Annotated in this window: 10 protein-coding genes; 1 reads left to right on the forward strand and 9 read right to left on the reverse strand. The window is 52.8% G+C overall.

The genetic code is table 11. The features are described 5' to 3' along the window. Nucleotides 1–60: 60 nt before the first annotated feature. On the reverse strand, nt 61–1239 hold the full coding sequence (locus AC2CG4_RS04885) for an efflux RND transporter periplasmic adaptor subunit (protein WP_484485206.1): 1179 nt from the start codon (nt 1237–1239) through the stop codon (nt 61–63). A 319-nt stretch (nt 1240–1558) separates the two neighbouring features. Between AC2CG4_RS04885 and AC2CG4_RS04890 the strand changes: the two genes are divergently transcribed. Continuing rightward, nucleotides 1559–2200, forward strand: coding sequence for a TetR/AcrR family transcriptional regulator (locus AC2CG4_RS04890; RefSeq protein WP_484485207.1), 642 nt, complete (start codon nt 1559–1561; stop codon nt 2198–2200). A gap of 72 nt (nt 2201–2272) precedes the next feature. Here the strand turns inward: AC2CG4_RS04890 and AC2CG4_RS04895 are convergent, their stop codons facing one another. The 8 genes from AC2CG4_RS04895 to AC2CG4_RS04930 form a co-directional block, all read right to left on the reverse strand. Beyond that, complete coding sequence (locus AC2CG4_RS04895) at nt 2273–2734, reverse strand: hypothetical protein (protein WP_484485208.1); 462 nt, start codon at nt 2732–2734, stop codon at nt 2273–2275. A 62-nt stretch (nt 2735–2796) separates the two neighbouring features. Beyond that, the gene (locus AC2CG4_RS04900) at nt 2797–3615 is read right to left on the reverse strand and encodes a thioesterase II family protein (RefSeq protein ID WP_484485209.1); all 819 of its coding nucleotides are present in this window, start codon (nt 3613–3615) and stop codon (nt 2797–2799) included. After that, nucleotides 3612–4664, reverse strand: a complete 1053-nt coding sequence (locus tag AC2CG4_RS04905) for an NAD-dependent epimerase/dehydratase family protein (protein WP_484485210.1) — start codon at nt 4662–4664, stop codon at nt 3612–3614. The genes AC2CG4_RS04900 and AC2CG4_RS04905 overlap by 4 nt, the downstream gene beginning before the upstream one ends. A 74-nt stretch (nt 4665–4738) precedes the next feature. After that, nucleotides 4739–11494 carry an aminotransferase class I/II-fold pyridoxal phosphate-dependent enzyme gene (locus AC2CG4_RS04910; protein ID WP_484485211.1) on the reverse strand — a complete coding sequence of 2252 codons (6756 nt, stop codon included), beginning with the start codon at nt 11492–11494 and terminating at the stop codon, nt 4739–4741. Nucleotides 11495–11496: 2 nt separating this feature from the next. Continuing rightward, nucleotides 11497–15876 carry a hypothetical protein gene (locus tag AC2CG4_RS04915; protein ID WP_484485212.1) on the reverse strand — a complete coding sequence of 1460 codons (4380 nt, stop codon included), beginning with the start codon at nt 15874–15876 and terminating at the stop codon, nt 11497–11499. Between the two features lie 52 nt (nt 15877–15928). Beyond that, nucleotides 15929–16222 (reverse strand): phosphopantetheine-binding protein, encoded by a 294-nt coding sequence (locus AC2CG4_RS04920; protein WP_484485213.1) that lies wholly within the window; start codon nt 16220–16222, stop codon nt 15929–15931. Beyond that, nucleotides 16219–18033, reverse strand: coding sequence for a fatty acyl-AMP ligase (locus tag AC2CG4_RS04925; RefSeq protein WP_484485214.1), 1815 nt, complete (start codon nt 18031–18033; stop codon nt 16219–16221). Before AC2CG4_RS04925 ends, AC2CG4_RS04920 begins: the two co-directional genes overlap by 4 nt. A 97-nt stretch (nt 18034–18130) precedes the next feature. After that, entirely contained in the window at nt 18131–18652 is a 522-nt protein-coding gene (locus AC2CG4_RS04930; protein ID WP_484485215.1) for a 3-hydroxyacyl-ACP dehydratase FabZ family protein, read from the reverse strand. Nucleotides 18653–18953 lie beyond the last annotated feature (301 nt).

Below are 18953 nucleotides of genomic sequence, written 5' to 3' on the forward strand. Positions count from 1 at the left end.
GGAGAGCGTCAATAAAAATTACCGACGCCGCTCAATTCTCTAAAAACTAAAGGGATTTAATTAGTGGAGAGACGCTACTTTGGTTGCATCATCTACTTGGGTCACACTGGGGCTCACCACCGTTTTAGGTCGCACATGAGACAAGCCATTGACAATCACTTTATCGCCCGCCGCAATACCGGACTGCACAACTCGCAAACCATTGTAGTGCTCACCCAAGGTAATTTCGTGATAATTAGCGGTGTTGTTTTCATCCACCACCAACACATACTTTTTACTTTGATTAGTTCCAATGGCTCGCTCGGGCACCAATAACGCATGCACTTTTTCTGCCGACCCCAAGCGCACATTAGCGAACATTCCCGCAGTTAACGCACCATCTTTATTATCAAAAATAGCGCGGGCGCGAATGGTGCCACTGTTAGTATCCAACTGATTATCAAAGGCGGAAATGTGGCCGCTGTAAGTGACGCTAGTATCGCTGGCGAGCGTTAAATCCACCGGCATATCTTGCGTATTTTTGGTGTTGCGTACGAACTGGATATAAGTCGCCTCGTCCACATTAAATTCAGCATAAAGTTTGTCGCTTGCCACAATTTGCGTCAGCAGCGGCGCATTTGCGCCCGCCTCTACGACATTACCTGCGGTCAACTCGGCGCGACCGACACGGCCGCTAATGGGTGCACTGATGTGGGCATATTCCAAACTCAGTTTGGCCTGACTCAGCACAGCTTGCGCTTGTTTTACTTCGGCCTGCGCAACCTGATGAGCACTAAACGCTGCGTCATACACACTTTGAGAAACCAACTTTGCTGCAATTAATTGCTGCGCGCGACTCAGCTCATCTTGTGCCAAGGTTGCGCGCGATTTTGCGGTAGCCAATTGCGCTTGGGCGCTCTGCAGCGATGCCTGGTGCGGGCGCGGATCAATCACGAACAAAGACTGACCCTTTTTTACCTGCTGGCCTTCAGTAAACAGCACTTGCTGGATGGTGCCACTCACTAAGGGTTTGATCGCTGCGCTTTCGACTGGTGTTAAACGGCCAGAAAAACTAGCCCAGGAGCGAATCGCCTGCGGCTCCACCACCACTACATCCACCGCTGGAGCGGGCGGTACGGCAGCAGGCGTTGCAGCGTCAACGCGGGTAACATAATAAAAACCAACAATACCCACCAGTATGGCGGCAGCCGTATATTGGTAAATTTTGCGGGAAGAAGCAATTACGTTAGCACTAGTCATGGGTATCTCCTAATAATCGTTAACCAATAAATGACTATTTTGAACTCCTTGGAGGGGTCTAAATTGGCATTTGCAAAAATAATACATACCGGTTGGTATGTAGGTCAAGACTAATTTTATTTTGAGCTCTGCAGCAGCCTTGTTTAAAGCCGCTCAAATCACGGTAAATCTCAGTAAAATCAAATACTTTGGCCAATCGTAAAATTTTGTTACAGTGACGAATTGCCACCGGAATACTCTAAAAGGTGACAATTAGTTATTTGAAAACCATACCGTCCGGTATCATAATAACCACAAACTTTGTATGAGAACCCGCGTCATGAGCCCCACAGATACCCGCACACTGCTATTGGAAACCGCGCTGAACCTGATTTGGAACAGCAATTACAATTCCGTGGGCGTTAATGAAATTTGTAAACAAGCGGGTGTTACCAAAGGCAGTTTTTATCACCACTTTGAATCCAAAGCGGAATTGTTTTGTGAGGCAACCTGTCATTACTGGGAGGAGATTCGGCAAGAGCTGGATTGCATTTTTTCGCCCATTAACAGCCCGTTAGAGCAGCTGGAAAATTGGCTGCAGTTTATTTACATCAACAAAGTGGGTGACGATAAAGACAATGTACCCGGCTGCGCATTTTTCACCGCAGGAATGCAGACGGGCTGTGGTGAACACAGCATTACCGACACCTTACAACTGATGACCGAGCGCGGAGCCAAATACAATCAGGCACTGGTAAACAGTTTGCTCAACGGCCATTATTTAACGGACGTAAAAGATCCCGAGCAATTAGCGCGCCTCATGCAACAATATGTGCAAGGCGCGATTATGCACGCGCGCGTCACGCGCAATATCAGTAATATTAAAAGAGATTTACCAGAAGGGATTTACCGCATTCTCGGTTTAAAACCGGAGTTTTGGTACAGCGCAAAACCGACTTGGCCGAACACTAATAATTTATAATTTTTTAGAAATGCGCCGACTTCAACTGGCTCGGCGCCTAAGGTGAGCTGAAAACCACGCGAGATATGAAAACTACGCGCGGTTTGGCTGCGCTGAAAAATGTCGCTCGCTACTATTGAGCTCCTTTTGCAACGCAAAATATAACCACAACTGCCACACACCCCAGAATAGTTCTACGGCAATAAAGACACTTAAAATGGCAGACGTTTTCCACACCACTACGTAAAGCAACATGAGTGTGGCGTAGTAAACCCGCAACAAACCATCGCACAAACCAAACACCGGCAACTTTTTCACTATACGCAGTGTTGACCACATAATCGCAAACGCGCCAAATAAATTGGCAAATAATAAATGCAACGGGTCAAACGCGGGATAGCCGCCGGTAAACTCCAGCGCTTGATGTATGCCTTGGAGATTCACCCCCAAATGCCATGCGGCAATCACTGGAAACGCAAAAATGCCAACGGCAATATAATCGTAAATCGCACTGGCGACCTGCACTCTCTCAAGCTTTTTAGCGGAACTCATCATCATTTCTCCTTAAAGACACAAAAAAATAGTTTAAAAAACGGCATATCATTTATTACAAAAATCTAGGCAAACGATTTAACCCTGAGTAATGGCTGCAATTCACGCAGCATAATTTTGGGTAATTGCGGTGAGTCAAACAGAAAAAAATGCCCGCCCGTAATACAGTGGGAAACACAAGAGGCGGAGGTGTATTGCCACCACTCTAGAACCCGCGCGGCGGGGGCGACGGCATCTTGCGCACCGGAAATAGTCATTACCGGGCAACTCAGCAGTGTATTTACCGATTTTACTGACTGGGTATAAGCCTCACAGAAGAGTAAATCTTTTTTTATGCGCGGCAAATTTTCTTGCAATTGCGTAAGCGGAATATTTTGCAACCACGAATCTGAATGGGTCAGCACCTGCAGGATTTCAGCATCAGACATTGCACTCCACGGGTGGCGATGCAAATGCGGAGGGCTGCAAGCCGCTGCACAAAACAACGCCGGTTGTGCCAAGCCCAATTGTTTGAACTGATGCAAGAGTTCATAGGCAATTAACGCACCCATACTGTAGCCAAAAAAAACAAAGGGTTTATCCAGCGCGGAACCACACGCGCGAACCAAGGCGCGCACCATTTCCGCCATAGTCGCGGGCATATTTTCAGTGCGCCGGTTGCCGCGCCCGGGCAATTGCACTCTGACTAACTCGCAACTGTCGGGTAACCACTGCGGCCAACGATAAAAAGCAGATATATCGCCACCGGCAAATGGAAAGACAAATAGCCGCAAGGATGCATTGGGGCGCGCGCCCAAACCAATCAGCCATTCCTGTCGATCCAGATCATTGTCGCGTGGAGTTCTGGCTGCAGCACCTACCCATGGATAAGCTGCCGCATTCATACACAAGCCACCACATGGGATTCATCGGCCCCCAGCGCAGCCCTGCCCTCTGCTGAGCGCATCCAATCGCGGGTTAATTCCATGCCCTGTTCAAACGAAATCCAACTTTCGAAGCCCAGCTCTTGTTGCACGCGGGTGATATCAAAACCCTGATCTTTACTGAGTAAACTGACTGCGTGGCGGGTGAGTAATGGGCGCGATTTAATGCCCAGTAGGCCGTACACAGCTTCCATACAATAACCAACACCGTAGGCAAGTGGTGCGGGAATATTGGAGCAGCGCCAACTGCCATCGACAAAACATTTGCCCAACTCATCAACAAAATCTTTCCAACTGTGATTACCGGTATCGCGGATGTTATAGCTCTTGCTCACGGCGATGGGAGACTCTGCGGCAATCATCATGATACGCGCTAAATTTTCTACATAAATTAAACCGGCGCGCGTATGGCCACCACTCATTAATACCATGTCTTTTTTCAGCATCAACTTGCCGATTTCTGCCACCCACTCCATCGAGCGCGGCCCATAAACAGATGCGGGCCGAAATACGGTGACGGGTAGATTGCGAGTTTTTACCGCGTTCCAAATTTCTTGTTCGCCTTCCACTTTGCTGCGATTGTAGGGCAAACCAATATTGTGGATACCATAGTCTTCACTGCAAGCAACTTTGGGATAACCGTAAACGTCTGAGGTGCTCAAATGCACCAGACGATTTGCACCGGAGGCTTCCAGCGCATCGAGAATATTTTTTACCCCGGCGATATTGGCATCAAAAAATTTCTGGCTCGCCGCCCAATCCGATGACAAACCAGCACAATTGAAGATGGTTTTTACACCTTTGGCAGCGGCGACAACAGCGGATTTATCTTCCAAGCTGCCGTAAATTATATCGATGGGCAACCCCGCAAGCATTTCACATTTTTTTCCAGGGCGGACCAAGACGCGCACCGACTTTCCCGCTTGCAACAGGCAATGCAATAAATGATTGCCAATAAAACCCGTTGCGCCAGTTACCAGTGCATCAATTTTAAAATCGTTACTCGACATAAACATTTCCTTTTGAATTGCAAATCAGAGTTCCACATAGCGCGCAGCGATTTAAGCCGCGCGCTTGCGAGTATTTAAGCGCGAGCGGCTTCCAGTTGAGCTTCCTGATCTTTTTCATTCAATTCAGACATGGCCTGCGCGAGGCTTTGCAAAGCAAACTCCAATTCTTCATGAGTGTGATCAATATTCACAAAAAAGCGCAGACGGCATTTGTCTTTTTCCACAGCAGGGTAGCCAATCGGCATCACATTGATTTGTTTGGCGCGCAGCATATCCGACAGAATCATTGCCTTTTCCCAAGAGCCGACAATGATCGGAATAACGGGTGAATCAAAGGATGGGCCAGTGTTAAAACCCAGTGCTTTGGCGCGTTGCAAAAACCATCTGAATTTTTCTTGCAGCGCATGCACACGCTCGGGATGTTTACGCAACACGCGAATAGATTGAAGCGCTGCTGCTGCATTTGCTGGGGTGATACCCGTGCTGAAAATTAACAGCGGCGTGGTGTACTTGAGGAAGCGGATAAAATTTTTGCTCGATGCGATATAACCACCGCAACTGCCAAGACCTTTACTCAGGGTGCCCATCCAGATATCAACATCGCGACGATCCACACCAAAATGATCGCCTGCGCCAGCACCGGTTTTACCCAGTACACCGATGGAGTGAGCTTCATCAATCATCAACATACACTGATGTTTTTTCTTGATGGCAATAAATTCCGGTAACGAGCCTATATCGCCGTCCTGACTGTAAACGCCCTCGATAATAATTAATACGCGGCGATAATTATTGCGCACTTGCGCAAGCACGCGATCCAACTCTTCCCAATTGTCGTGCGAGAAGGAGCGGCGTTTGGCGCCGGATAAAATCGCACCGCGAATCGCACAGTCGTGAATATATTGATCGTGAATAATTAAATCTTCCGGCCCCATAACATGGCCGATCACCGCGACGCTGGTGCCGTGACCACTGGCAAAAACCACGGCAGCTTCAGTGCCGAGGTAACTCGCAATTTCTGCTTCTAACTCCTGATGCAGGGGAGTTTCGCCAAACAATAAAGGGGTTGCCGATGGCGAGGTGCCGTAGGTGTCTATCGCCTCTTTGGCGGCGGCAATCACCTCGGGGTGATTGGACAGCGACAAATAATTAAATGAGGCAAAGTTAAGAAATGATTTGCCGTCTAGCGTTGCATGGCCGCTATTAAAACCCTCGTGGATACGGCCGTAGGGGTTCGCCCCTACCGCGTTAATTAAATCCAGGCGCGCCATCAGTGCGCGGTAGGCTTCAGATTGTTCGAAATCTGTTTCTGGAACAATGGTACTGAGCGGCTCGGCCGCTGCTGGCGCGACAACCGGCAGTGATACTGCGGGCGCACTGCTAGGGTGAATGCCAAGCGCGGCACACACCAAATCCAACAGGTTTTGTACTGACGGATCTTCGCCCAGCTGGGTGCGGTCGACTTGCGCCAGCGGTGGCCAGCTCGCCAACATCACTTTATCCAGCTCGGTACGCATTAGCGAATCCAAACCCAGTGTGGTGTTGAGGCGATCATTGAGGCTGATATCCGCCGGGCGGCAGCCAGCGATTCGCGCCAAAAATTGCATCACCTGTTGCTGTATATCGTTGCGCTCGGCGACCAGGGCGCGGCCAGCGGGTACCGGGTTGAGTGGCGCCGCTAATCCAGTAAGCGCGGGCAGCGCGCTCGCTTGACCTGTCGCTGGCTCACTTGCAGCATGACTGGCAGAGCCAGCGGTGGCGAGTTTTTCCCAGATTGCATTTTGCGTGCGAAATAACGCCAAGGTCGATTCCATCAGGTCTGCGCCAGTAGCACTGGCGACCGAGGTAGATGCTGCCAACGACGATTGATGGTTGGCAAGCTGCTCATTGGCATCGAGCCAATGGCTGGTACGTGAGAATGGATAAGTAGGCATAGCAACATGTTTCCTTTGTGTGTGGTGATGAAATTGCTCCCAGTCAACCTGACCGCCGAGCGTCCAATAACGAGCAAGTGATTCGAGCAATACCTGAGCGTCAGATTTTGCTTCCAACAACGATGGCAAGTAGACCGCCTCGCACTGGCTGACCGCCGCTTGCAAACGACAGAAGTTCAACAAACTACGCCCCGGGCCGATTTCGATAAACGTCCCGGCACCTTCTGCCAGGGCAGTTTGCACTGAGTCCTGAAAATCAACCGGCAGGAATAGGTGGCGCGCAAAATGATCGGCTGCAGGCGCTTGGGTCAGCAGCTCGCCCCCCAGATTGGTGATGCAGGGTATTTTTGGCGCTGCCAGCGCAATGGTTTCCGCCAAGGCGCGCAATGGCTCACCGGCGGCGGCGATTAACGGCGAATGGAAGGCATTGGACACCCGCAGCGTCCGGGTTTCAAAGCCCGGATGGGGTGCCGCCGCAAACTCAAGCAAGGCTTGATGGTACCCAGCTACCACTTTATTTTCGGGGGAGTTGTTGGCCGCGATCCACAGGGACCCCTTAAAGGGCTTTAGCGCCTGCTCTAACTGAGATAAATCGCCGAGGCAGGCGAGCATTCCGCCCAGTTGCGGTTGCTCAGCCATAGCCTTGGCCCGCGCCAGCACCAGACGCAAGCCATCCTCCAGCGAAAACACTCCGGCGATATGCATGGCCGCATATTCACCAACACTATGGCCGAGTAGTAGTTGCGGCGTAACGCCCCAGCTCATCCACAAACGCGCCAAAGCCACTTGCAGTGAATAGAGCAAAGGCTGCTGGATACGGGTGTCCTGTAATTGTTGCGGGGTAGGGTTTTTACCTAACAAATCGCGCAAGGAGAGACTCAGCGCTGGTGCGATCAACTGGTCACACTGATCAATCACCGCCGCAAAAACCGGCTCGCGCGCCAAGAGCGTTGGTGCCATGGCCACATACTGGGAACCCTGCCCAGAAAAACAAAACGCTCGCGCGCCCAATGATTGGGGCGCAAGCGGTGCAAGTGCCGCTTGTTCGCGCGCCAACGCATGCAGTAACTCAGTGCGATTTTTACCGACCAACGCGGCGCGCAGGGGGAAACTGGCACGCCCGGTGGCTGCGGTATAACAAATATCGCCCAGCGCCTGTTCGGGATGAGCCTGTAAATGACGCTGTAAATTGGCCAACTGCTGCTCCAGCGAGTACTGCTCGCGCGCAGACAGCGGCAATAAATGCCAATCATCATCAGGCGCTTGCTGCCGCTGGACGGGTGGCGCGGACGACAGCAGCACATGGGCGAGTGTGCCGCCAAACCCAAACGAACTGACGCCCGCAACCCGGGACTCGCCTGATTGCCAAGGGCGCGCACCACTGGCCACTGCAAGGCCCGAATTCGTCCAATCCATTGCGCGGTTGGGCGTTTGAAAATGCAAGTGTGCAGGGATAAGGTCGCGCTCCACCGCCAGTGCCGCCTTGATCAGCCCCGCGATGCCCGCCGCCGATTCGAGATGACCTATATTGGTTTTAACCGAGCCAATCAGACAGGGCGAATCAGCGCGGCCCGCGCCATAAATGTCTGCCAGTACGCGGGTTTCAATGGGGTCGCCCAGCGGTGTACCGGTGCCGTGCGCCTCGACATACCCCACTTGCTCGGGGGCGAACCCACTCATGCGCAGTGCCCGTTGAATAACCGCCGACTGAGCTTGGGGGTTGGGCGCCGTGAGGCCATTGCTGCGGCCATCGTGAGACACCGCCGAGCCATTGATCGCCGCGATAATTGGGTTGCCTGCACGCTGTGCATCCGACAAGCGCTGCAACACAATCAAGCCGCAGCCCTCGCCGCGCACATAGCCGTCGGCGGCATCGTCAAAGGTGCTGCAGCGGCCGCGCGGCGAGAGCATTTGCGCCTCAGTAAAGGCGATATTCAAATCGGGTTTGACCATCAAGTTGACGCCGCCGGCCAAGGCTAAATTACTCTCGCCCCGGCGCAGACTTTCGCACGCCAGATGCACGCTGACCAGCGAACCGGAGCAGGCTGTGTCTACCGCCATACTGGGGCCACGCAGGTCGAGCAAGTAAGAGATGCGATTCGCGGCGACCGATCCGGCACTGCCGGTACAGGCGTGGATATCCAATTGCTCGCGCTGCGGTAATTGCAGCGACCAGTATTCCTGATTACTGATTGCCACAAACACGCCAGTTTCGGTGCCCGCGAGTGAGCGCGGATTGATACCGCCATGCTCAAGCGCCTCCCAAGAGACTTCCAATAGCAGCCGCTGTTGTGGATCCATGCGCTGCACTTCGCGCGGTGAGAGACCAAAAAAAGCGGGCTCAAAACCGTCGATTTGATCGATAAACCCACCCCATTCACTGACCTGAGCGCCACTTTTGGTATTGCCGACCGGTATCCCGTCCCAGCGCCCCGGCGGGACGAGCGAGACAGCATCGCGCCCATCCACAAGCAGTTTCCAAAAGGCTTCGACATCGGCTGCCTGAGGGAAACGACAGCCTATCCCTACAATCGCGATGGGTTCATCAGCCGGTGCAGTAGGGCCGACCGCTGGGCTGGCAATTGCAGCCGGGCGATGGGTTTTATCTTGTAAATTGAGCAGATGGGCGGCTGCCGCACGCAGGGTGGGAGCGTCCCACACCAGGGTTTCCGGAATTTTGATCTGCAGCAGCTGGGCGAGTGCCTGTGCCAAATCCACACTACCCGCTGAGTCCAGCCCAAGACTGGCAAAGGGCGTATCAAGGTCAATCAATTGCGCGGGCAGATCCAAACGCGCGGCCAGATAGCCCACCAACCATTGCTGCAACTCCGCTTCACTCATCAGCGCCCGTGAAACTGGGCCTGAGATGGCAGCCGGTTGCTCAAGAGGGACCGCATCCCTGCTCGCCCCCGTCGCCAGCGCCTGCAATTGTGCCAAGGTAGGCTCCATCAACAGCGCCCCCACAGACAGGCGTATGGCTGCCTGCTGCTCCAGCGTCTCTACCAAATTTACCAGCGCTGCATAATCCACCCCCAACTCCGGCAGATTGTCATGCGTGTGCGTAGCGGCGAAAGTGGTGGTGCAATAGTCGGCAAACCAGGTGGCTATATCGTCGCTTTTGGGCTGCGACGGCAGCTGGGTCTCGCTCGGTAAAACACTGGCAAACAAGGGCTTTAACCCCAGCGCCAGAAATTGCGCGCGCGCCGCGTGGCGCTGCAACTTGCCACTGGAGGTTTGCGGAATAGCGCCGGAGCGGACCACCAAAATCGCGTGCGGGGTCAGCTCCAGCGGCTCTTCCGCTAATAGTTTGCGCGCAGCTGCAACCAGCCTGGCTGCGCTGGTGAGACTGGTGTCCGTCGCCTCCATCACCAGCACCAATTCTTCTCGCCCCTGCACCTGAATACCGAAGGCAACGGCTTTACCGCGCACTGCGCTGTATGCCCCCTGGGCAATCAGTTCGATGTCGTTGGGGTAAAGGTTGCGGCCGCGCAGCACAATCACATCTTTTATCCGACCGGTGATATGCAATTCGCCTTCAGCATCGACAAAGCCCAAATCACCCGTGCGCAGATAGGTCTTATTCTGCTCACCCTCAATAGCGGCGTAAAAAGTCGCCATGCTTTGTTCCGGGCGCTTCCAATAACCCAGCGCCACACTGGGGGAGTTCACCCAAATTTCGCCCACTGCCCCAGCGCCACAAGGCTTACAGGTGTCGGGGTCAACTATCGCAACCTCTGTTGCATCAACCGGAAAACCACAGGCGACACTTTCAATCGCACTAGCAGATGAGTCGTTCAGCTCACTAACCTTGCGCATTTCTAACGCGCGCGGGTTCAAGCGCAAGCGACGCGCAGGCTCGGTGGCGCAAGCGCTAGTCACCTGCAAGGTCGCCTCCGCCAAACCGTAACAGGGGCGGAAGATTTCGGGGCGAAAACCGGCCGGTGCAAAATGCTGGGCGAAGGCATCCAGCGTCGCCGCTCGCACTGGTTCGGCGCCGGAGAACGCATGTTGCCAGCGGGATAAATCCAGCTCGGCCACCTGCTCCGGGGGGATTTTATTAACGCAGTGGTCATAACCAAAATTAGGTGCAACGCTTACCGCCGCACCGGTTCGAGCGATGGTCTGCAACCACAGCGCCGGGTAGCGCAGGAAGGTGGTGGGCGCCATAAAGTAGCCCCAGCCCGCACCGTACACCACTTGGATAATGGTGCCGATTAGGCCCATATCGTGGTAGGGCGGCAGCCAGGAGACAAAGGTTGCCTGCCCGCCAAGAGTCTGCAAAATCGCCCTGGAGTTGTGCAGTATATTGGCGTGGCTGACCATCACCCCTTTGGGCGTTGAGGTAGAGCCAGAGGTGTATTGCAAGAAGGCCACATCATTGGGCGCCAGATTCGGCTGCTGCCAGCGATCGCCCAAAGATTCATCCACCGCCGCGACATCCAACCAGATTAACTGGGCGAACACCTCCGAACGCTCGGCTAATTGCCCAGCAATGCCGAGCAGATCCGCTTGCGCAAGGGCGATCACCGGTTTGCAATCGCTCAGGATCGCCTCCAGCCGCGGCAGGGTTTTCTCCAGCCGACCAATCACTGGCGGGTAGGCGGGCACCGCAATGGCGCCCGCCATGACACAGGCCCAGTAGGCCACCATATAGTTCAAACCCGGTGGGCATAACAAGATCACCGGCTCACCAGCGGCATTGCGCGCCTGCAACGCTGCCGCCAATGCTTTGACCCGCTGCCCCAGTTGGGCATAGGTCAGGGTTTGGATCGGTTTATGCTCAGCCTCAATAAAGTGGTACACCGGCTGGTCGCCGCCCGCAGCGACACGCTGCAGGAATAGCTCGATGAGATTAGCGGCTGCGGGCAAATCCGCAGTAGCGTCTATAGTCGCCATGATTAAACTCCTTTTTTACCAAACGGTTTGTTACTGAAAAGACCGTTTGGTTTGCCGTCGCTATTGCGATCCCACACCGAACGGCGCGCCTCCGCTTGCCCCGGCTGTGGTGGATAACAAGTAAAAGTCGCACGGGCGCCCGGCTTGCGTAGCAGGTCTCCCAGGGTTAACAACTTTCTCGTATCACTGAGCAGGCGCGATGCCAAGGGGCGATGAGTGTTAATCGCGGTGACTAGATAACCATTGTCATCCGTCCAGCCCCCCAGATCGCAGTGGCCAGCGTCGGCAGCAGCAAGCATCGCGGTAAACTGGGCAGGTAACGGCTGAGCCCCTTTGAGCGTGGCTTGCTGGCCAACCATGGGTTTGAGATTGGTATCAAATACCAGCATAAAGGCTTCGGCCGCCTCGCGCTCTTGCAATCCCGATGGATAGCACACACCTTTTTTATCGCCAAATTCCAAAGTCGAACCCAGTTGGAAGCACAGCGGCATCAGTTCTGCAGAGGGCACATCCGGGCAGAAGAGTGAAGCGGCGACCGCCTCAACAATGGGTGCTGCATGGGTGTCAGTAATCGGCTTTTGCGACATAAAGGCATCTAAGGCACCGGCAGCGATCGCCTGCCAACGCAAATCAGATTGCACTGCAGGGCTCGACAATACGGCCATCACAATTTGACCTGCCGCCGCTTTATCCCCTGCAATAGCCGCACCGGCCGCCTGCATCATTTGGCCGCGATCGGCTGAGAGTGCATCAAAGAAGCTATCGCGCCCCTGCACCATAGAGGTCAAACAAGCCTGAGGATCAGCGGGTAAAAAGGCATCAAACGCATCGGGATTGCCGCGCACATCATTGCCGCCCAAGAATCCGGCGGGGCGACGCAAAAAGTCGAGCAATCCGGCAAAGCGGTGCACTGTGTCGGCCGAGCCATCGTGGGAGAAGCCATAACCACGCACCGAGGGCCCGACTATGGGTGTGTGGCGATCAAAGAATCCGCCCGCGCGCATGCCAAATATCGACTGGCCCACAAACATTTCCGCCTCGTGCGGCTGGCCAAATTTACCCACCCGCGAGTAGAGGTTACGCAAGTGCGGCACCTTGAATACCTGCGGAATATTGGAGAAGGCATACTCGCCACTGGTACCAAAGAAACCGGGGAAATCAACACCAAATGCTTTATTGGCATCCGGGTCGAGCACATGGCAGCCCTGACATGTGGTCAAGCTATCGGCGATGCGCAAGGGGCAACTTTGCGGGGTTTTATCGAGGCTGCAACCGCGCAACAAATTTTGCTCTTGTCCTGCCACCAATTGCGCATCCAGCAGCGGTTTACGGCTGACATTGGCATCGCCAAACCATTCGATTAAGGCGCCACGAATCTGCCCGGGGTCGCGCAACTTGGCTGCCTTTTCCGCCGGTACTGTCGCAAGGTTTAACTGCCCCAGCAGACCGGGCAGCAAGCTGATACCCAACTCCTGTTCAGCGGCTTTCACTGCATCCACCCAGGCCACTAGACCAGCGGATTGCACTGGGTGGTTTACACCTGCCAGCAACTCCTGAATACGGTCCAACTGGGCAGCAGAATAGACTTGCGCGGCATAGTTATAACTCGCCTGATTGCCCGCAACGGCCAAGCTCGACAGCGCTTGACGAGACAGTGTGGCCACCTGTTGCGCCAGCGGTTTGAGCTCGTCGAGATGAGTCTGCAATTCAGCGATCCGCGCCTGCTGCGCAGGGTCGTTCACACTGGCGAGCTGAACATTGCCAAGCGCGCTGGCAAATGCCTGCACATGGGTGAGCCGCTCCATGACAAAGCGCAGCGGGTTGCCAAAACACTCACACTCGCGGGTGGCGGCATCGATCTGCACTATCTCACCATTGGTACCCACACATTCGCGACGGGCAAACTGTTCGTCAGTCATCGACACACAGCCAAAAAAGGCGGCGCGACCAGCTGCTTCATCATCGGTCAGCGTATCGTTGAGACGACGCAAGGGATTGGGTGGGTAGCTGATCTGCATAAGGTAGCTGGCCAGATCGTCCATTTTGTTGGCCTGCAGTACTTGGTCACTGCCGGTGAGGTCGCGCACCGCTTCATCAAACTCGCGAATAGAGCTCTCTTCATCCAGCGTGCCTATGTCCGGTTGTTGTCCCATCAGGTTTTGCACATTGCGCACCCGATCACCGCGCCAATGCAGGGCGCCATGGTTGGCCAAACCGCGCAACGGTTGGGTCAACATTGGCCCTTTGACGGCGCGAAAATCTGGGTTAACCACGGCATGGAAAGGGCTGGTTTCCGCTGGATCAACCGCCAGATCCTCCACATGTCCTACCGCCGGCGGCGATACAAAGGGACCGGGGTTATTAATGGATTGCAGATCGGGATTGCCCAGATCCCACGCCAGACTGTCGTTATTAGAGAATACGTGGCAGCTGGCGCAGGCTTGATCACCATTGACCGACATGGCTTTTGCATCGTAGAGCAGCGCACGGCCGCGCGTGATACTCATCGGCTCGGGGTTGTGCATGGCATAACGGGCGATGATCTGGGGGCTGGGCTGACGGTTATTAATAACTATCAATTCATTGGTAAAACGCGCCAGCACATACAAGCGCTGCCGTTTATGATCCAGGCTGATACCCACTGGCCCGGCCGCAAGCGTCTGTCCGGCAAAGCTTTTTTGGCCCAATTCGAGTGTTTTAATCTGCTGATTCAAGGTGCCCGGAGCAGCGCTATCCAACGCGGCGGTAGATACATAAGCCAGCTTATCAGAGCCCAGCGCAGCAAAAAATAACTGCTGGTCAGGCGCAAAATGCTGGCCGGATTTATGCGCGCTGACCGCAACTGCCACTGGAAACGCCAGTGACGACGCCTTGGCCGAGGCGTTAGGTAACAGCCCCAAGTGATCATTGAGCGGTTTAATAGCGACCTGTTCATTATCCAGCACCGAGATTCGGCTCTGGGTCATATTGCCGCGCACAGTCGTGCCGGAAAAATGGCCAAAACCCTCAAAGCGGCTGAGGTTGTTGGCGTCCTGATTGACCACATAGACCTTGCCCGTAGCCGGATGGGTTGCCATGCCGTAGAGCACAGTGCCCACACCGGCAAAACTCTTGCTGACACTGACTTGGGCACCTGTTACATCCAGCGCAAATACGTCGGTATCGGGCAGGGTTAGTTTGATCCAGTCATTCCACTCCATCGCCGGGCTGGCAATGCCATTGAGCGCCGGGTCTGAATCTAACCAACAACCACCGATGCGCGCGCTAAACGCATTGCCACACTGCTCGGGCGATGCGTAAAACTTCGCCATCATGCTAATCACCGGCTGGATTTCACCCTGCGCATTGGTGCAAGAACACTCCTGATCGACGACGCCGGACTGCTGATGTTTAAACGCGAGAATATTATGCTGATCGTCAGTTTGTGCGCAGACTTGCAACTCGTGGCGGCGCTTGCGCTCGATGCGCGGATCGGGAAAACAGCGCCCTTTGCCAATCACGGCGGGTGAACCGCCATGCATTTTTACCCCAGCACGCGTCACCATTAATTCACCGGTTGCGCTGGCGACAACATCACCCGCTTGCATCAAATGCTGCAAATGTTCGATGGCCGCGCCGCGCGATGTTTCTGCGGCAACAACTGTAGTTTGATTGCCGGTGTGAAAACCCGCCGCGAATACCTGAGTGTGATAACCCTTAGCATTGGCAGCGCCGAGGGTGAGCGCGCGCGGAGTATCGGTGAACAGGTTAACTACTTGCACCTTGGCGGTATCGCGCGGATCAAACACCGCCACATCAGCCAAGCCCGTGGGGCGATCTTTTGCCGCATTTTCAACGCTGGAGCGAATCAGATCCTGCCAGTTGCGGGTGCCTTTTTCGGGGTGCGTTTGACCGCGGTGCGCCATAGCGACCAATACGCGCTTACCCATCGGCGTATTGGCCACCACAATATCCCGCGGTTCATCGCCTACCGGAATGGTGTCTACCAAACTGGCGGAGCATTTTTTTAAATTGATATCCAACACACTGATGCTATCGGACAAGTGGTTAACAACCCACAGCTGCGCGTACTGCTTGGTATCGGTAACAACGCCTATCGCCACCGGACGCATACCGACTTTGACCGAAGCACAATGCTTAAGCCCTTTTTTGGTCGGCTTGAATAATTCCAGATAGTCATCAGGCACATTTAACGCGGCGACATAACCGCTATTTTCCAGTGCCGCCACCGGGCGCACAGGGTCTTCTTCAAACAGCGTGTAGTTGCGGTCTGCCCAGGCAGATGTAATGAAAAAAAACTGTGAAACCAAAGCGCAGCACAACCACTTGCCGGTACGCCATAGGTGATTCCCCGAAGGGAACTGAAAGGTCGATTCCTTCATCGCCTATACTCCTTTGCAATGCAAAAAATATGAGTGAGATATAACCCTAGGGTTACGCCATTGCGGCTTCTTGTGCGGCGGTTGTAGTGCCCAGCTGATCCGTCAGCTGCTGCGCCAATTCATCCACCAGTACACTGAGACTTTCACAACCTAGTAACCATTCGTAATCAATGCTGATTTCCGTTTGCGCTTCGAGATATTCGCAAAACTCCACCATTTCGATTGAGTCCAGCCCCAGCAGTGACATATCGCGCACCATGTCTTCATCACTGAACTGGCGATTGATATTTTTTTTGCCCCACTGCATTACTAACGCATAAAGCGCGTCTCTATCGACCTGTTTCATATAGTCACCATTTCATTTGTGCAGTTAATAAATCCTTCGTCTGCGCGCCAACAGGCAAGCAGTTTTAGTTCATTCTGTTGAAATTGTTGTTTACACATTTGTCGACGAATTTTGCCGCTGGACGTCATCGGAATAGTGGAAGGTGATACCAGCGCAACCGCATGAACATTGATTGACAACTGTCGATTCACACCGATACGAATCCGCTCGATGATTGCTTGGGCATCCAACTTGCGTGAACTGGAACGCTCAACTTCATGGACCAGCACCAACTTTTCACGGTCATCGTGAACTATGCTAAAGGCGGCGCAGCGACCGGGCTTTAATTCAAGGCTGGTCGCTTCGCTACAGGCTTCAATATCCTGCGGATAAATATTGCGCCCGTTAAAGATCAATAAATCTTTTGTGCGCCCCGTGATAAACAACTCAGTGCCCGTCGAAAATCCCAAATCCCCGGTATTTAAATAACGCGGATCGCTGCCGGGTAATTGATTGGCGAATGCTGAAACACTCGCCGCTTCATTACCCCAGTAACCGCTGGCGTTACAGGGGGTGCTAACCCAAATTTCACCCACACACATCGGCGGCAATTCGCAGCGCGTTAGCGGGTCAACAATCACTACCGACTGTTCGTACAATGGAATACCCGACGACACCAAGCGCAAGGCATTGGGGTGATGATCGTCAACCGCAACAATCCGGTTACTTTCATAGGCCACGCGATCCACATTTAAATAAAATGGGGGTTTATCGCACTCGGCACCACTGATAATGAGTGTTGATTCAGCCGCGCCGTAGCAAGGGAATAACGCCGTGTCGGTTAAACCATAGGGCGCATAGGTTTTTTGAAAAAGCTCAAGCGTCTGTGCGCGAATCGGTTCAGCGCCATTAAATGCAATTTTCCAAGAGCTGAGATCCAAACCTTCTTTATCTGCATCCTTAATTTTTTCTGCACAGAGTTGATAAGAAAAATTGGGGCCGCCGCTGACCCGCGCCTTGTACTTTGCAATCGCGCGCAACCAGCGCACCGGCTTTTGTAAAAAAGCGCTGGGCGCCATAAATACAAACGGCTGCCCGATATAAATCGATTGCAATAAATTGCCGATCAAACCCATATCGTGAAAAAGCGGCAACCAAGACATAAACACACAATCGCCGTAATTGCGCAGCCCGTGATAAATCAACTTTTGATTTTCAATTAAATTCGAATGGGAGAGCATGACCCCTTTCGGCATACCGGTAGAACCAGAGGTGTATTGCAAAAATGCAATTGTTTCTGCGGGAACTTGATTAAATGTCACCGTCTGGGCGGCACCAGCTTCGAGTAATACTTCATAGCTACAAAAATTTAACCCGACCGGGCTGTAACCATCTTCAATTTGATCGAGCAATCGCTCTTTTATCTTACCCAAGGTAACCGTCATTTTTGCTGCGCAATTTTTTTGCACATTTTCGATGCGCACCCACTCGCTTATTCGGCGACTCGGAATCGGCATGGGCACTGCAATCACACCAGCGCGCATACAACCGAAAAATGCCACTACAAATTCATAGGAGGATTGAAATAACAAAATGACACGATCACCCGGATCCATCTGCTTTAGCAGTCCAGCGGCGAAAGCGTTGGATTGCGCCGCAAGATCGGCATAGGTCATTGGGGTCTCTTCACGCTCACCATCGGCAAGAAAAATCAACGCGGTCGCATCAGGTTTTATGCGCACCTGTAAATCCAACGATTCAAGAATGGTATTTGCTCGGGTCACATCGTTAGGCGATGTAAATGAAATAGCACTAGGCTGCAGCTGTTGCATATGGGATTTCCCTCCAAATTAAGCTGAATTCCACAAAACTAAATTAATATCTGTAATCACTCACTGAAGTGACATTACGAAAGGCCACAGTTAAACATTACACCGCCATATCTTCCGCGATCACCTTTGGGTAAAGATTTTCAAATTTAGCAATAAGCAAATCGCGTGCACGTTCACTGGGAAAATCTATAATTTTCATCCGGATTTCTGCAGTACACACAATTCGCTCACCACAGCGGACAGTTGCAGCGCTCAACGTAAAACCATGCTCGGATTTATGTTTTTCAATTTTGCAAACAAGCCTTTCGCCCGGCGCAACAAAATTAGAAAATTTGCAATGCGCGACTTTGGCAAGCACAGCCATTTTGGTAAAGCTTGTGCTAGCCATTGTTAAATGGCCAGCAGACTGCGCAATAAATTCGATTAGGTAGATTCCCGGAAGCACCGGAAAATCAGGGAAGTGATGCTCGAAAATACTGGAATAGCGGGGGATTTTAGTGCCGGTGACAATTACACCTTCGCTCGGCGAAATAGTGTAAATTTCATCCGGAATACAAAAAGTATCTAGATTCACGATCCGTCTCCAATCCTTTAAGTTAACAGAGTTTCCTATTGCCAAATTACAGCGATTGCTGCGCCCATCTAGGCTAGGTCGCATCCTACATAGTCAAAATTTGAATAACAACACCTAGCTCAACTTAATAAGCGGCCTTATGTGTCAGAATGTTTTTTCAAATGCCAAACGTGAAAAAATCACAGCACCAGTGTTAAAAAATAACCAGTAGCAATGTAAAATTTTTATAATTGTCTAACATTATTTTTACGCATTTTTAAACCGCGAAAAACATAACACGCTAAAAAATTGTAATTTGTTAAAAAATGTGCAGAATAAAATAACAGTGAAAAAATCAGCCGAGAAA

The sequence above is a fragment of the Cellvibrio sp. ATLC23 genome, from assembly GCF_057196725.1.

Excerpts from the sequence above, each read along its gene's own strand:
- AC2CG4_RS04885 (WP_484485206.1), bottom strand. The coding sequence starts at position 1,239 with ATGACTAGTGCTAACGTAATTGCTTCTTCCCGCAAAATTTACCAATAT.
- AC2CG4_RS04890 (WP_484485207.1), top strand. The coding sequence starts at position 1,559 with ATGAGCCCCACAGATACCCGCACACTGCTATTGGAAACCGCGCTGAAC.
- AC2CG4_RS04895 (WP_484485208.1), bottom strand. The coding sequence starts at position 2,734 with ATGATGAGTTCCGCTAAAAAGCTTGAGAGAGTGCAGGTCGCCAGTGCG.
- AC2CG4_RS04900 (WP_484485209.1), bottom strand. The coding sequence starts at position 3,615 with ATGAATGCGGCAGCTTATCCATGGGTAGGTGCTGCAGCCAGAACTCCA.
- AC2CG4_RS04905 (WP_484485210.1), bottom strand. The coding sequence starts at position 4,664 with ATGTCGAGTAACGATTTTAAAATTGATGCACTGGTAACTGGCGCAACG.
- AC2CG4_RS04910 (WP_484485211.1), bottom strand. The coding sequence starts at position 11,494 with ATGGCGACTATAGACGCTACTGCGGATTTGCCCGCAGCCGCTAATCTC.
- AC2CG4_RS04915 (WP_484485212.1), bottom strand. The coding sequence starts at position 15,876 with ATGAAGGAATCGACCTTTCAGTTCCCTTCGGGGAATCACCTATGGCGT.
- AC2CG4_RS04920 (WP_484485213.1), bottom strand. The coding sequence starts at position 16,222 with ATGAAACAGGTCGATAGAGACGCGCTTTATGCGTTAGTAATGCAGTGG.
- AC2CG4_RS04925 (WP_484485214.1), bottom strand. The coding sequence starts at position 18,033 with ATGCAACAGCTGCAGCCTAGTGCTATTTCATTTACATCGCCTAACGAT.